Origin of the sequence: Streptomyces sp. ICC4, assembly GCF_003287915.1 — a bacterium.
GTDB lineage: Bacteria > Actinomycetota > Actinomycetes > Streptomycetales > Streptomycetaceae > Streptomyces > Streptomyces tritrimontium.
In genome coordinates this window covers 5,739,045-5,750,973 of record NZ_CP030286.1, presented here as the reverse complement: position 1 = coordinate 5,750,973, position 11,929 = coordinate 5,739,045, and the positions used below count along the sequence as shown (strand labels likewise).

15 protein-coding genes are annotated in these 11,929 nt (G+C 73.2%); 9 read left to right on the top strand and 6 right to left on the bottom strand.

What is annotated here, in order from left to right:
• Nucleotides 1-2: 2 nt before the first annotated feature.
• Nucleotides 3-326 carry a nuclear transport factor 2 family protein gene (locus tag DRB89_RS26835; protein WP_112452202.1) on the top strand — a complete coding sequence of 108 codons (324 nt, stop codon included), beginning with the start codon at nucleotides 3-5 and terminating at the stop codon, nucleotides 324-326.
• Nucleotides 327-330: 4 nt separating this feature from the next.
• Here DRB89_RS26835 and DRB89_RS26830 read toward each other — a convergent pair whose 3' ends face one another.
• Together DRB89_RS26830 and DRB89_RS26825 are read right to left on the bottom strand one after the other, a co-directional pair.
• The gene (locus DRB89_RS26830; RefSeq protein ID WP_112452201.1) at nucleotides 331-702 is read right to left on the bottom strand and encodes a class I SAM-dependent methyltransferase; all 372 of its coding nucleotides are present in this window, start codon (nucleotides 700-702) and stop codon (nucleotides 331-333) included.
• Between the two features lie 103 nt (nucleotides 703-805).
• Nucleotides 806-1,315 (bottom strand): DUF2199 domain-containing protein, encoded by a 510-nt coding sequence (locus DRB89_RS26825; protein ID WP_112452200.1) that lies wholly within the window; start codon nucleotides 1,313-1,315, stop codon nucleotides 806-808.
• 261 nt (nucleotides 1,316-1,576) lie between these two features.
• Between DRB89_RS26825 and DRB89_RS26820 the strand changes: the two genes are divergently transcribed.
• Nucleotides 1,577-2,197, top strand: coding sequence for a PadR family transcriptional regulator (locus DRB89_RS26820; protein WP_112452199.1), 621 nt, complete (start codon nucleotides 1,577-1,579; stop codon nucleotides 2,195-2,197).
• Nucleotides 2,198-2,311: 114 nt separating this feature from the next.
• On the opposite strand, the gene DRB89_RS26815 is transcribed toward DRB89_RS26820, so the two are convergent.
• Nucleotides 2,312-2,740, bottom strand: a complete 429-nt coding sequence (locus DRB89_RS26815) for an SRPBCC family protein (protein WP_112452198.1) — start codon at nucleotides 2,738-2,740, stop codon at nucleotides 2,312-2,314.
• A gap of 180 nt (nucleotides 2,741-2,920) precedes the next feature.
• Here DRB89_RS26815 and DRB89_RS26810 point away from each other — a divergent pair, with 180 nt between their 5' ends.
• A complete protein-coding gene (locus tag DRB89_RS26810) occupies nucleotides 2,921-3,880 on the top strand; it encodes a DMT family transporter (RefSeq protein ID WP_112452197.1) in 960 nt (319 codons plus the stop codon).
• A gap of 163 nt (nucleotides 3,881-4,043) precedes the next feature.
• Entirely contained in the window at nucleotides 4,044-5,111 is a 1,068-nt protein-coding gene (locus DRB89_RS26805) for an EamA family transporter (RefSeq protein WP_162688731.1), read from the top strand.
• Here the strand turns inward: DRB89_RS26805 and DRB89_RS26800 are convergent.
• A complete protein-coding gene (locus tag DRB89_RS26800) occupies nucleotides 5,093-5,803 on the bottom strand; it encodes a pyridoxamine 5'-phosphate oxidase family protein (RefSeq protein WP_112452196.1) in 711 nt (236 codons plus the stop codon). The two genes, DRB89_RS26805 and DRB89_RS26800, sit on opposite strands and share 19 nt — an antisense overlap.
• Nucleotides 5,804-5,840: 37 nt before the next feature.
• Between DRB89_RS26800 and DRB89_RS26795 the strand changes: the two genes are divergently transcribed.
• Complete coding sequence (locus DRB89_RS26795; protein ID WP_112463446.1) at nucleotides 5,841-7,172, top strand: aminotransferase class I/II-fold pyridoxal phosphate-dependent enzyme; 1,332 nt, start codon at nucleotides 5,841-5,843, stop codon at nucleotides 7,170-7,172.
• Nucleotides 7,173-7,296: 124 nt separating this feature from the next.
• Here the strand turns inward: DRB89_RS26795 and DRB89_RS26790 are convergent, their stop codons facing one another.
• Entirely contained in the window at nucleotides 7,297-8,241 is a 945-nt protein-coding gene (locus DRB89_RS26790; RefSeq protein ID WP_204358155.1) for a DMT family transporter, read from the bottom strand.
• Between the two features lie 74 nt (nucleotides 8,242-8,315).
• On the opposite strand from DRB89_RS26790, the gene DRB89_RS26785 reads away from it, so the two are divergent.
• Nucleotides 8,316-9,239 (top strand): LysR family transcriptional regulator, encoded by a 924-nt coding sequence (locus DRB89_RS26785; protein WP_112452106.1) that lies wholly within the window; start codon nucleotides 8,316-8,318, stop codon nucleotides 9,237-9,239.
• A 161-nt stretch (nucleotides 9,240-9,400) separates the two neighbouring features.
• Here the strand turns inward: DRB89_RS26785 and DRB89_RS26780 are convergent, their stop codons facing one another.
• Nucleotides 9,401-9,859, bottom strand: coding sequence for a pyridoxamine 5'-phosphate oxidase family protein (locus DRB89_RS26780; protein ID WP_112454140.1), 459 nt, complete (start codon nucleotides 9,857-9,859; stop codon nucleotides 9,401-9,403).
• A gap of 91 nt (nucleotides 9,860-9,950) precedes the next feature.
• Between DRB89_RS26780 and DRB89_RS26775 the strand changes: the two genes are divergently transcribed.
• Genes DRB89_RS26775 through DRB89_RS26765 form a run of 3 tightly spaced genes read left to right on the top strand, consistent with a single transcriptional unit; the run spans nucleotide 9,951 to nucleotide 11,800 of the window.
• Nucleotides 9,951-10,565: a cysteine hydrolase gene (locus tag DRB89_RS26775; RefSeq protein WP_112452107.1), complete on the top strand. Its 615-nt coding sequence runs from the start codon at nucleotides 9,951-9,953 to the stop codon at nucleotides 10,563-10,565.
• Nucleotides 10,566-10,583: 18 nt separating this feature from the next.
• On the top strand, nucleotides 10,584-11,420 hold the full coding sequence (locus tag DRB89_RS26770) for a HipA family kinase (RefSeq protein ID WP_112452108.1): 837 nt from the start codon (nucleotides 10,584-10,586) through the stop codon (nucleotides 11,418-11,420).
• Nucleotides 11,417-11,800, top strand: a complete 384-nt coding sequence (locus DRB89_RS26765; RefSeq protein WP_112452109.1) for a DUF3037 domain-containing protein — start codon at nucleotides 11,417-11,419, stop codon at nucleotides 11,798-11,800. Before DRB89_RS26770 ends, DRB89_RS26765 begins: the two co-directional genes overlap by 4 nt.
• The last annotated feature ends 129 nt before the right edge of the window (nucleotides 11,801-11,929 follow it).

Sequence of the window (11,929 nt, the reverse complement as noted above, 5' to 3'; positions counted from 1 at the left end):
CAGTGACCGTTGAGATCGATGAGCTGACCGACCCCGCGGTGCGGGCCTTCGTCGGAGCCGTGAACGCCGGCGTACGGCGGGAGTTCACCGCCACCCTCACCCCGGACGCCACGATGTCGGACGACGGCACCGAGCGCGACCTCGCGGAATGGACCGAGAAGGAGATCTTCGGCGCCGGCGGGCACATGGACGTGGAAACCCAGACGCCGGACGGGCTCGGCCTGGTCGCGAGGTTCCGCAACGACACGTGGGGCGAGATGCGCACGGCATGGCGGTTCAGGGTGGAGGGGGGCAAGGTGAGCCGCTTCGAGACCGGGCAGGCATGAGCCGTCAGCGGCGGTGCCAGACCAGCGTGCAGCGCCAGAACGGGCGCCGGCGCAGCCGTGCGCCGGGCAGGTGGTCGCCGGGCGGTACGTCGGCCGGCGCCTCCCCGACGGTGAACCGCACCGGGGCGGTCCCGCCGGTGAGCCCGCGCGCCCGGGCGACGATCGCGGGGTCGGCGTCGAGGCCCTGGACCGACGCGGCACGCGGGGCGAGGAGCCGGGCCGGATCGCCGCTGCCCGAACCGACGTCCAGGGCGCGGTCGAAGCGCCGGGGAAGCTGCCGCATGATCCACGGGTGGTAGTGGGCGTTGTGGTCCCACGGGTGGTCCGTGTGGAACCGGTCGAGAGCCTGGAGGGCGCGCGGAAGCAGTCGCGTCATGGCCTCAGTCGATCACGGCCGTTCCGGGACCCTCGCCGTGTCGGCGCCCTGAGGATCCCGGCGCCGCGGCTCGACCGGCCTCACGGCCGCGGCGGCTTGCCCGTCAGGCCGGATGCAGCACCATCGTGGCGATCTCGCGCACGCGGTCCAGGGTGATCCCGGTGCGCTGTTCGACGGCGAGCGGGTGGTCGGTCGGCTCCAGCTCGATGGAGGGGCGCTTGCCGACCGGTCGCGTGTGGGCGTTGGTCTTCAGGTCGGTGGTGCTCTCGGAGTAGAGCGCGAGCTCGGTGCTGAGCCAGCCGAAGTACGGCTTCTCGGCCTCACGGCCCTCCGCGTCCCACACCTCGACCGCACGGGCGAAGTTGTCCCTGCTCAGAGAGATCCAGACGCCCCAGGAGAAGACGTCCTGGCCGCCGTGTACGGGTATCTCGATCAGGCCCCTGATGAAGAAGTGCTGGCCCTTGATCACGCACTGGTCGGACGACAGCATGCTGTCCGGATCGCTCTCGAAGCTGGGATCCCAGACGTCGGGGGCCATGGCCGAGTAGCTCATGGGGAGCTCTGCGTGGTGTTCGCCGCAGCACGAGCACGTGAAACCGAGATCGTTAGACATGGCGCGAGCTTAGTGCCGTGACCGTCTGGTCCAGAGCCTTCCCGGGCGACCCGACTTCCGCCGGCGGCGCGAACTGTTCCAGCCGGGCCGGAGCCGAGGCAGCAGCGCGTCGGGGTCGGGACAGTGCGCGGCCTGTTCTCGGGTCGGGGGGTTCGTTGAGGAAGTTTCCGATATATCGTTGACGCATCGCGATGGGTCAGAGATAGTGGAGACATCGCAACAGCGACAACGAGATCACCTGATGAGGAAAGGAGCGCAGTCATGCGTTCACACGGACAGCACGGACACGACCACGAGCACGAGCACGGACGGGGTCACGGCCACTGCGGGCCGGACCGTCGGGAGGAGTTCACGGGGCGGCGCGCCGCCTTCGGGCCGTTCGGGCCGCCCTTCGGCGGCGGGCCCTTCGGTGGGCGCGGCGGCCGCGGCGGACCGCGCGGGCGGGCCCGGCGGGGTGACGTGCGCGCCTCCATCCTGGCGCTGCTCGCCGACCGGCCGATGCACGGCTACGAGATGATCCAGGAGATCGGCGAGCGCAGCGGCGGGGCCTGGAAGCCCAGCCCGGGGTCGGTCTACCCGACCCTGCAGATGCTCGAGGACGAGGGGCTCATCACCAGCGAGAGCGAGGGCGGCAAGAAGCTGTTCACGCTCACCGAGGCCGGTCGCGCCGAGGCCGAGTCCGGCCCGGACGCCCCCTGGGCGGAAGTCGGGCGCGGGTTCGACTTCGAGGCGATGAACGAGGTCCGGACGGCCGGATTCGGCCTGATGGAAGCCTTCGGCCAGGTCTTCAAGACCGGTACCCCCGCGCAGCGGGAGAAGGCCCTCGCCGTCATCAACGACACGCGCAAGAAGCTCTACCTGATCCTCGCCGACGAGCACTGAGCCCGTCCGGCGGGACCTCCCGCACGAAAACGGCGCGCCCCGCGAGTCCTCTCGCGGGGCGCGCCGTCGTCGGCTGTCGTGTGCCGTCGTGTGCGCGTACGGGTGGGCCGGCGGTCAGGAGACCAGGCCGGCGAGCTTGCGGAGCGATTCGTTCAGCGCGGCGGTGGCCGAGTCCTTGAGCTTGCCCGCCATCAGGGAGACCGCGGCGCCCGAGAACTCGCCGTCGATGCGCACCGTGGTGGCCCCGCCGTCCGGGACCAGGGTGTACCGGGTCAGGACCGCCACGCCCATCGGGCCCTTGCCGGTGATGGCGATGACGCGCTCCTCCTCCAGCTCCGAGACCGTCCAGAGGATCTCGGCGGGGAAGCCCATCATCTTCATGTTCTCGGCGAAGGTGGATCCGACCGCGAGGGTCTCGGGGCCGCCCTTCGGGAAGTTGGTGTGGGTCATGCTCCACTGGCCGTAAGCGTCCCAGTCGGTCAGCTGGGACCAGAGCTTCGCGGCGGACGCCTCGATGCGTGATTCCGCGGTGACTTCAGCCATGCGACCACCCCTTCTCGTCAGGTACGTGCGGCGGAAGGTAGTCCCGGCAGACTCAACATTCAAGACTGACGACCTGTCAGATATCGGTGGACGGGCCCGCTGTGCCGCGTCCGGTATCGGGTGTGTCTCAACAGGTGTCATGGTCGTGACGCTCCTGACGAGCCCTGTCATGATGTCCGAATGCAAGCGTCAGGGAGACATGCCGGACTGGGCCTCGCCCTCGGTTCGGCGATCGCGTTCGGTGGTTCCGGTGTGGCGGCGAAGCCGCTGATCGAGGCGGGTCTGGACCCGCTGCACATGGTCTGGCTCAGGGTCGCCGGGGCAGCCCTCGTGCTGTCCCCGCTGGCCTGGCGCCATCGCGATCTCGTACGGCGCAAACCCCTGCTGCTCGCCGGCTTCGGGCTCATCGCGGTGGCCGGAGTCCAGGCCTTCTACTTCGCCTCGCTGTCCCGGATCCCGGTCGGGGTGGCCCTCCTGCTGGAGTACTTGGGCCCCGCGCTGCTGCTCGGCTGGATCCGGTTCGTCCAGCGCAAGCCGGTGACCCGGGCCGCCGCGGCCGGCGCCGCCGTGGCCGTCGTGGGGCTCGCCTGCGTGGTCCAGATCTGGGCCGGGCTGAGCCTCGACCTGCTCGGGGTCCTGCTCGGCCTCGCGGCGGCCTGCTGCCAGGCCTTCTACTTCGTCTTCGCGGACCAGGGCAGCGACGGGGACGACGTGCCCGACCCGATGGGCGTGATCGCGTACGGCATGATCGTCGGCACGCTCGTGATGACCGCCATCGCCCGGCCCTGGCGGATCGACTGGCGGGTGCTGGGCGGCGACGCGGCCCTCGGTGAGGTGATGGTGCCCGCGTCGGTGCTGCTGGGCTGGGTGGTGCTGATCGCCACCGTCCTCGCGTACCTGACCGGTGTGGTCTCCGTACGCAAGCTGTCGCCGCAGGTCGCGGGGGTGGTGGCCTGCCTGGAAGCGGTCGTGGCGACCGTACTGGCCTGGGTGCTGCTCGGCGAGCACCTCGCGACCTGGCAGATCGTCGGCGGCGCGCTGGTGCTGGGCGGGGCCTTCATCGCGCAGACCTCCCGGCCGGCCGCGCACCTGGCGGCGGAGCCGGCAGCCACCCTGGACCGCGATCCGAGCAAGGTCTAGGCTGCCGACCATGCCGCTGACTGTGCTTCCGCCTCCCGCCGCCTAGCGCGGGCGGCCCCCTTCGTACGAGAACCCGGCCCGGGCAGTGCCCCGGGCGGGTCCGCGCTGCCCGCGATGCGATGACCTGCACCATTCATCCTTCACGCACGCGCGGAGATCTCACGTGTCGAACCATTCGCCCGCCATCGGGCGCAGTCTGCTGTACCTCGTCGTCGCCGGAGCCGCCTGGGGGACCGCCGGGGCGGCCGCCTCGCTGCTCTTCCTCGCCAGTGATCTCGGCCCGCTCGCCCTGTCGTTCTGGAGGTGCGCGGGCGGACTGGCGGTGCTGCTCGCCGTACTCGCCCTGCGCCGCCTGCGGGGCGGCGGACCCGGGGCGCGCGACGGCCGGGCGGACCGGGCCGGGGCGGGCGCGGCCCGGGCGAAGCCCTCGGTGGGGTCGCTCATCGGGACGGGGCTGCTCTTCACGCTCTTCCAGTCCGCCTACTTCGCCGCGGTGCGCGAGACGGGCCTCGCGGTCGGCACCGTGGTCACCCTCGGGGCCGGGCCCGTGCTCATCGCGCTCGGGGCCCGGCACTGGATGGGCGAGAGGCTCGGCCGGGGCGGGACCGTCGCCGTCGGCGGGGCGCTGGCCGGGCTGGCCGTGCTCGTCCTCGGCAGCGGCGGCGGCGAGGTGCGCCCGCTCGGTGTCGGCTGGGCGCTGCTGTCCGCGGCCGGATACGGGGCGATGACCCTGCGGGCCAGGCTGCTCGGGCAGCGCGGGACCGGCGGGGACCCGCTGCTCACCACCGTCTGGTCGGTCGGCGTGGGCACGGTGTGCCTGCTGCCGGCCGCCCTGGTGGAGGGGCTGCTGCCGCACACCGGCGAGCCCGTACGGGTGCTCTGGCTGCTCGCGTACATGGCCACCGTGCCGACCGCGCTCGCGTACGCCCTCTACTTCAGCGGGGCCGCCGCGGTGCGGGCCGCGACGGTGTCCGTGATCATGCTGATCGAGCCCGTCGGTGCGGCGGCGATCGCCGTCCTGGTGCTCGGGGAGCGGCTGACCGGCGCGGTGGTGCTGGGCACCGTACTGCTGCTCGCGGCGGTGGGGGCGCTGATGGCCGCCGAGTCGCGGCGCCCGGCGGACGGAGCGGCGGACGGGTCGGCCGAGGGGTCGGCGGACGGGCCTGCCGACGGGCCTGCCGACGGGCCGCGGGAGCGGCCCGCCGACCGGGATCAGAGCGCGGTGACGTAGTCCGGGGTCGTCATGCCCGGGGTCAGGTCGGCGGCCGGGACCGGAGTCCCGTACGCCGGCGCGACCGGCACCACACCGGACCAGAACGGCAGCCCCAGGTCCTCGGGGTCGTCGTTCGGCCCGCCGGTGCGGAGCTTGGCGGACACCTCGTTCAGGTCGAGGCGGATCACGGCGGTGGCCGCGAGCTCCTTGTTGTTGGCCGGCCGCGAATCGGCGGAGCGGCCCGGCACGACGTGGTCGACGAGGGCGTCGAGCGCCATCCGGCGCTCGTCCGGGTCGGTCACCTCGTAGGCGGTGCCGTGCACGACCACCGAGCGGTAGTTGATCGAGTGGTGGAAGGCCGAGCGGGCCAGGACCAGGCCGTCGACGTGCGTCACGGTCAGGCAGACCGGCAGCCCCGGATCGGCCTTGCCGGCCGCGAGGAGGGGGCGGGAGCCGGTGGAGCCGTGGATGTAGAGGGTCTCGCCGACCCGGCCGAAGAGGGTCGGCAGGACCACCGGCGCGCCGTCGCGGACGAATCCGAGGTGGCAGACGTAGGCCTCGTCGAGTATGGAGTGGACGGTCTCGCGGTCGTAGCGCGCCCGGTCCCGGGACCGGGTGGGGACGGTGCGGTCGGTCGGGGCGTACCCGGCGGCCGCCTCGGTCTCCGCGGCCGTTTCCGTGGTCGGCGTCGTGGCAGGGTTGGCACTCATCGTGCGATCTCCGTTGTATTAGTGCATACTTGTGTTTGTGCTAGGAGACTATCTGATCAGCGGGCGCCGCGCATCGGACATCGCGGCCAGTGTCGAGGCGGGTGTCGGATCGGGCGCGCTCGCGCCGGGAACTCTGTTGCCCCCGATGCGGGAGCTCGCGGGCGTGCTGGGGGTGAACCCCAACACCGTGGCCGCGGCGTACCGGACGCTGCGCGAGCGCGGTGTCATCGAGACCGACGGGCGGCGCGGCAGCCGGGTGCGGCCCCGGCCGGCGACCGCGCCGCGCGACGGCATGCGGATGGCCGTGCCGGCGGGGGTGCGCGACGTCACCTCCGGCAACCCGGACGTGACGTTGCTGCCCGCGCTGGGCGACGCGCTGGCGGGCGCGGCGCGCCGCTACGCCCTGGAGCCCACCCTCTACGGGCAGGAGCCGGTCGTTCCGGAGCTGGCGCGGCTGGCCAGGGCGGGCCTGGACGCCGACGGGGTGCCGGCCGGTGCGATCGCGGTGACCTCGGGCGCGCTGGACGGCATCGAACGGGTGCTGGCCGCGCACCTGCGGCCCGGGGACGCGGTGGCGGTCGAGGACCCGGGGTGGGGGAGCGTGCTGGACCTGGTCCCGGGACTGGGGCTGCGGGTGCTCCCGGTGGCCGTGGACGACGACGGGCCGGTGCCCGGGTCAGTGGCGCGGGCGCTGGAGGAGGGCGCGCGGGCGCTGCTCGTGACGGCCCGCGCACAGAACCCGACCGGGGCGGCGGTGAGCGCGGAGCGGGCGGCGGAGCTGCGGGCGGTGCTGTCCGCGCACCCGGAGGTGCTCGTCATCGACGATGACCACGGGCACGGCATCGTGGACCTGCCGCTGCACTCGCTGGGCGGGGTGACCCGGCACTGGGCGCTGATCCGCTCCACGGCGAAGGCGTACGGACCGGACCTGCGGCTCGCGGTGCTGACCGGCGACGGCGTGACGCTCGACCGGGTGCGGGGGCGGCAGCGGCTGGGGCCGGGCTGGGTGAGCCGGCTGCTGCAGTACACGGTCGTGGAGCTGTGGAACGCGGGGGCGGTCGACCCCACGGCGGTCGCGCGGTCCTACGGGGCGCGGCGGGACGGCCTGGTCGCGGCGCTGGCGGAGCGGGGGGTGCGGGCCCAGGGGCGGAGCGGGATGAACGTGTGGGTGCCCGTCGCCGACGAGACGGCGGCGGTGGCGAGTCTGCTCGGCGCGGGCTGGGCGGTCTCGCCCGGGGCCCGGTTCCGGGTGGCGTCGGTGCCCGCCGTGCGGATCACGGTGTCGGGGCTGGACCTGTCGGAGGTGCCGGGGCTGGCGGCGGCGGTGGCCGCGGCCGTCCGCCCGGCGGCCGGCGGTCGCTTCGACTGAACGCGCGGGCGCCCGAGGGTGGATGTACCCGGGCGCCCGAGGGCGGATGTACCCGGGCGCCTGAGGGCGCACGTGCCCGCGCGCCCGGGTACGGATGTGCCCGGGCGCTTCCCGCACCGCGGGCTCAGGTGCGGCGGGGCTGGCTCAGGGCGGCGCCCGCCAGGACGACGGCCGCGCCGACCGGGGTGTTCCAGTGGAGCTGCTCGTCCAGCAACAGGACGCCCGCCGTCGTCGCGATGACCGGGATGAAGTAGGTGACCATCTGCGCGGTGGTCGGGCCGACCTCCGCGACCAGGCCGTACTGCATCCGCAGCGCCATCCCCGTGCCCAGCGCGCCGAGCGCGATCACCGACAGGGTCGGCCAGAGCGGGAAGGAGGTCGGGGCGGAGGTGAACAGGGCGCTCACCACGGCCAGTTGGACGGTGGCGATCATGAGCTGGGCGCTCGTCATGGCCAGCGGCGAGCCCGGGGTGGAGGCCATCGTACGGCGGATGTAGATCCAGCCGATCGGATAGCTGAGCGAGGCCAGCAGGGCGAGCACGGTGCCCTTGGCGTCGACGCCCGAGAAGCCCTGCCAGGCGCCGAGGACGGTGAGCACGCCGAGGAAACCGAGGCCCAGGCCCGCGAAGCGGCGGCGCGTCGGGCGGTCCTCGGAGAGGGCGACCAGGGAGAGCGCCATGCCCCACAGCGGCGAGGTGGCGTTGCAGATGCCGGCCAGGCTCGAGGGGATGGTCAGCTCCGCGTACGCGAAGAGCGAGAAAGGCAGGGCGTTGAGCAGCAGCGCCGCCACCGTCAGGTGGGCCCAGGTGCGCCGGCCCCGGGGGAGTCGCTCGCGGCGGATCAGGAGGACGCCGAGCAGGGCGAGCGCGCCGAAGGAGACCCGGCCGAGGGCGACTTGGAAGGGGGCGTACGCCTCCGTGCCCACCTTGATCAGGAGGAAGCTGAAGCCCCAGACCGCGGACAGGACGGCGAAGCGCAGGCGCCAGTCGAGCCGCCCGGCGGCGGGGTTCGGCGGGGAGGGGGCGGCGGCCGGGGCGGATGCCGGGTGCGGGGTGGTGGGTGCGCTCATGACAGCTACTCTCGCCCGCCCGACCTCGTAGGACAAGCGAGAGTTCTTGGGCGTCTCGCCGTAGCATTGCTTATATGTTGAACCTGGAGCGCCTGCGCACCCTCGACGCCCTCGCCCGCCACGGCTCCGTCAGCGGCGCCGCGGACGGCCTCCACGTCACCACCTCCGCCGTGTCCCAGCAGATGGCGAAACTGGAGCGCGAGGTCGGCCAGCCGCTGCTGGCCAAGAACGGGCGCGGGGTCCGGCTCACCGACGCCGGCCGGCTGCTGGCCGACCACGCGGCCCGGATCATCTCCCAGGTGGAGCTGGCCCAGGCCGACGTGGAGGCCCGGCGCGGCTGCGCGGTCGGCGAACTGCGCATCGGCGCCTTCCCGACCGCCATGCGGGGGCTGCTGCCGCGGACCCTGGCCGCGCTGCGCACGGACCACCCCGAACTGCGGCCCCGCGTACGGGAACAGGAGCCGGAGGAGAGCCTGGCCGCCGTGGTGCGGGGCGACCTCGACCTCGCCCTGGCCATCGACTGGCACAACAAGAGGATGCCGGTGCCCGCGGAGCTCGCCCGGCTGCACCTCCTGGACGACTCCGTGGACATCGCGGTGCCCGCCGGGCACCGGCTGGCCGGGCGCACCGGGATCTCCCTCTCCGAGTTCGGCGACGACGACTGGATCTCGTGGAACGAGGGGCAGTTCTGCCACGAGTGGCTCGTGTACACCCTGCGCGGCACCGGCATCGAGCCCCGGATCGCCCACATCGCCGAGGAGCACCACACCCAACTGGCCTTCGTCGAGGCCGGACTGGGCGTCTGTGTGGCCCCGAGGCTGGGGCGCGGGCCGGTGCCGCCCGGTGTCCGGCTGCTGCCGGTGTGCGACAGCGTCCGCCGCCACGTGTACGTCGTCTGGCGGGCCGACGCCGGGCGGCGGCCCTCGATCCGGGCCGCCGTCGAGGCCCTGCGGCGGACGGCGTCCGACGGCGTCGGGCAGCAGGGGGCCGCAGACTAGGCCGTCTCTTTCGGATCTTGCCGGGCCCGCGGCGCCTGGCACCGCGCCTGGCCGCGTTGTCGGGACGCCCGAGTACGTCCAGTACACGCAGCGCCCCTCCGCCTTGCCATGCACGGCACCAGGCGCCGCGGGCTCGGCCGACAAGATCCGAAAGAGACGGCCTAGATCTTGCGGAAGTCCCAGGACACGATCGACTCCGGGGTCAGCCGGATCCAGGCGTGCCGGCCGTCGTGCGGCATCTCCGGGATGCCGAAGTTCTTGACCGGGAAGATCCGCTCCGGCTCCGCCAGCTCCTCGCACGGCTCGCCCGTCCGCGGGGCCTCGCCGACGAAGACGGCGCTGCCGGACAGTTCCACCCCGCGCAGCTCGTCGTAGGCCTCGCCCGAGTCCACGACCACCGATATCCGGGGGTCCTTGCGCAGCTCGGACCAGCGCCGGCTGCGGGTGATCGAGTACAGCCACAGCGAGGTGCCGTCCCAGGCGAACCAGAGCGCGCCCACGTGCGGGCGCCCGTCGGGGGAGACCGTGGCCACCCGGCAGGTGCGCTGCTCGCGCAGGAAGAGGTCCACTTCCCCGTCGGTCATCATGATGCGGCGGCCCCGCCGCTGCCCCTTGTCCACGCCCGTCTCGTCCATCCGACCCGCACCCCTTCACATCTGACTGTGTGTCAGGAATCATGCGTGCTCTTCCGTCACCACGCCAGGGGGAGCCATGGCCGATCTCGATCCCGCCACCACCGCACTGCTCACCGTCGAGTGCCAGAGCGGTGTCGTCGGCGAGGAGAGCGCCCTGCCCGAGCTCGCGAAGGAGGCCAGGGACTCCGGAATGCTGGACCGGGTCGCCGCGCTGGTCGAGGCCGCGCGCGGGGCCGGCGTACAGGTGCTGCACGCGGTCGCCGAACGGCGGCCGGACGGGCTCGGGGCCAACACCAACGCGCGGCTGTTCCGCGCCGCCGGGAGACTGCCGGTGCGCCAACTGACCGGCAGCCCGGCCGTCGAGGTCGCCGCCCCCATCACCGTCGCCGAAGAGGACCTGGTGGTGCGCCGGCTGCACGGGCTCTCCCCGATGGCCGGAACCGACCTGGACGCCCTGCTGCGCAACCTCGGCATCCGCACCCTCGTCGTCACCGGCGTCTCCTCGAACATCGCGATCCCGAACACCGTCTTCGACGCCGTGAACCTCGGCTACGACGTCGTGGTCCCCTCCGACGCCATCGCCGGGGTGCCCGCCGCCTGCACCGCCGAGGTGATCCGCAACTCCCTCTCCCTGGTCGCGGCCATCACCACGGCCGAAGCGCTCATTACCCAGTGGGCTCCCGCGCACTGACCCCCGTAACCTGGGCGGATGCTGTCCGAAGTGATCGCGACCCGCTACGTCACGCCCTTGCGTGAGGGCGGCTCGCTCCCGGGGCTCGTCGAGGCCGACGACCTCGGGACCTACGTCATGAAATTCACCGGAGCCGGCCAGGGCCGCAAGACCCTGGTCGCCGAAGTCATCTGCGGCCGGCTGGCCCAGCGGCTGGGCCTGCGCGTCCCGCGGCTGGTGCAGATGCAGCTCGACCCCGTCATCGGGCTCGGCGAGCCCGACCAGGAGGTCCAGGAGCTGCTCAAGGCCAGCGGCGGGCTGAACCTCGGGATGGACTACCTCCCCGGCTCGATCGGCTTCGACCCCCTCGCGTACCAGGTGGACCCCGCGGAGGCGGGGCGCGTGGTCTGGTTCGACGCCCTGATCAACAACGTCGACCGGTCCTGGCGCAACCCGAACATGCTGGTCTGGCACGGGGACGCGTGGCTCATCGACCACGGCGCCACCATGATCTGGCACCACAACTGGCCCACCGCCGCGAGCGCCGCCGCCAAGCCGTACAACGCCTCGGACCACGTCCTGGCCCCGTTCGGCCCGGACATCGCCGCGGCGGCGGCCGAGCTGGCGCCGCTGGTGACCGAGGAACTGCTCACCGAGGTCGCGGCCGACGTGCCCGACGAGTGGCTCGTCGACGAGCCCGGCTTCGACTCCACCGACGCGCTGCGCCGCGCCTATGTGGAGGCCCTGCTGCCGCGCGCGGCCACGATCCACGAGAGGATCACGACGGAGGCCGAGGTGAAGGTCCGGACGGGTCCGCCCGGCTGGCTCGCCGACCGCCTCGACCCCCGGCCCCGGAAGAAGAGCGACAGCGAGTGACCAAGCGGGACGTGTTCGAGTACGCGCTGGTGCGTGTGGTGCCCCGGATGGAGCGCGGCGAGTGCTTCAACGCCGGCGTGATCGTCTACTGCCGGGCGCATTCGTACGTCGCCGCGCGCATCCACCTCGACGAGGCCAAGCTCCTCGCCCTGGACCCGCAGGCGGACGTGGCCGGGGTGCGGGCCGCCCTGCGCGGGGTCGAGGGAGTGTGCGGCGGGGGAGAGCGGGCGGGCCAGGCGGCCGGCGACGACGCGGGTCGGCGCTTCCGGTGGCTGATCGCACCGCGCAGCACGGTCGTGCAGCCCGGTCCGGTGCACACCGGACTGACGGCCGACCCCGCGGCCGAGGTGGAGCGGCTGCTGGACCTCCTCGTGCGCTGAGCGGCCAAGCGGCCAAGCGGCCGAGCGTCTGAGTGGCTGAGCGGTGGCGGCTTCGGAGCCCTGGAACCTGGTGGCGTTGACACCGGGTGCCAGGGCTCCTAGCGTCTGTCCAGCTGAAGCTACTAAGCG

Coding starts and splice junctions, on each gene's coding strand:
- DRB89_RS26830 (WP_112452201.1), bottom strand. CDS start 702: ATGACGCGACTGCTTCCGCGCGCCCTCCAGGCTCTCGACCGGTTCCAC.
- DRB89_RS26825 (WP_112452200.1), bottom strand. CDS start 1,315: ATGTCTAACGATCTCGGTTTCACGTGCTCGTGCTGCGGCGAACACCAC.
- DRB89_RS26820 (WP_112452199.1), top strand. CDS start 1,577: ATGCGTTCACACGGACAGCACGGACACGACCACGAGCACGAGCACGGA.
- DRB89_RS26815 (WP_112452198.1), bottom strand. CDS start 2,740: ATGGCTGAAGTCACCGCGGAATCACGCATCGAGGCGTCCGCCGCGAAG.
- DRB89_RS26810 (WP_112452197.1), top strand. CDS start 2,921: ATGCAAGCGTCAGGGAGACATGCCGGACTGGGCCTCGCCCTCGGTTCG.
- DRB89_RS26800 (WP_112452196.1), bottom strand. CDS start 5,803: ATGAGTGCCAACCCTGCCACGACGCCGACCACGGAAACGGCCGCGGAG.
- DRB89_RS26790 (WP_204358155.1), bottom strand. CDS start 8,241: ATGAGCGCACCCACCACCCCGCACCCGGCATCCGCCCCGGCCGCCGCC.
- DRB89_RS26785 (WP_112452106.1), top strand. CDS start 8,316: ATGTTGAACCTGGAGCGCCTGCGCACCCTCGACGCCCTCGCCCGCCAC.
- DRB89_RS26775 (WP_112452107.1), top strand. CDS start 9,951: ATGGCCGATCTCGATCCCGCCACCACCGCACTGCTCACCGTCGAGTGC.
- DRB89_RS26770 (WP_112452108.1), top strand. CDS start 10,584: ATGCTGTCCGAAGTGATCGCGACCCGCTACGTCACGCCCTTGCGTGAG.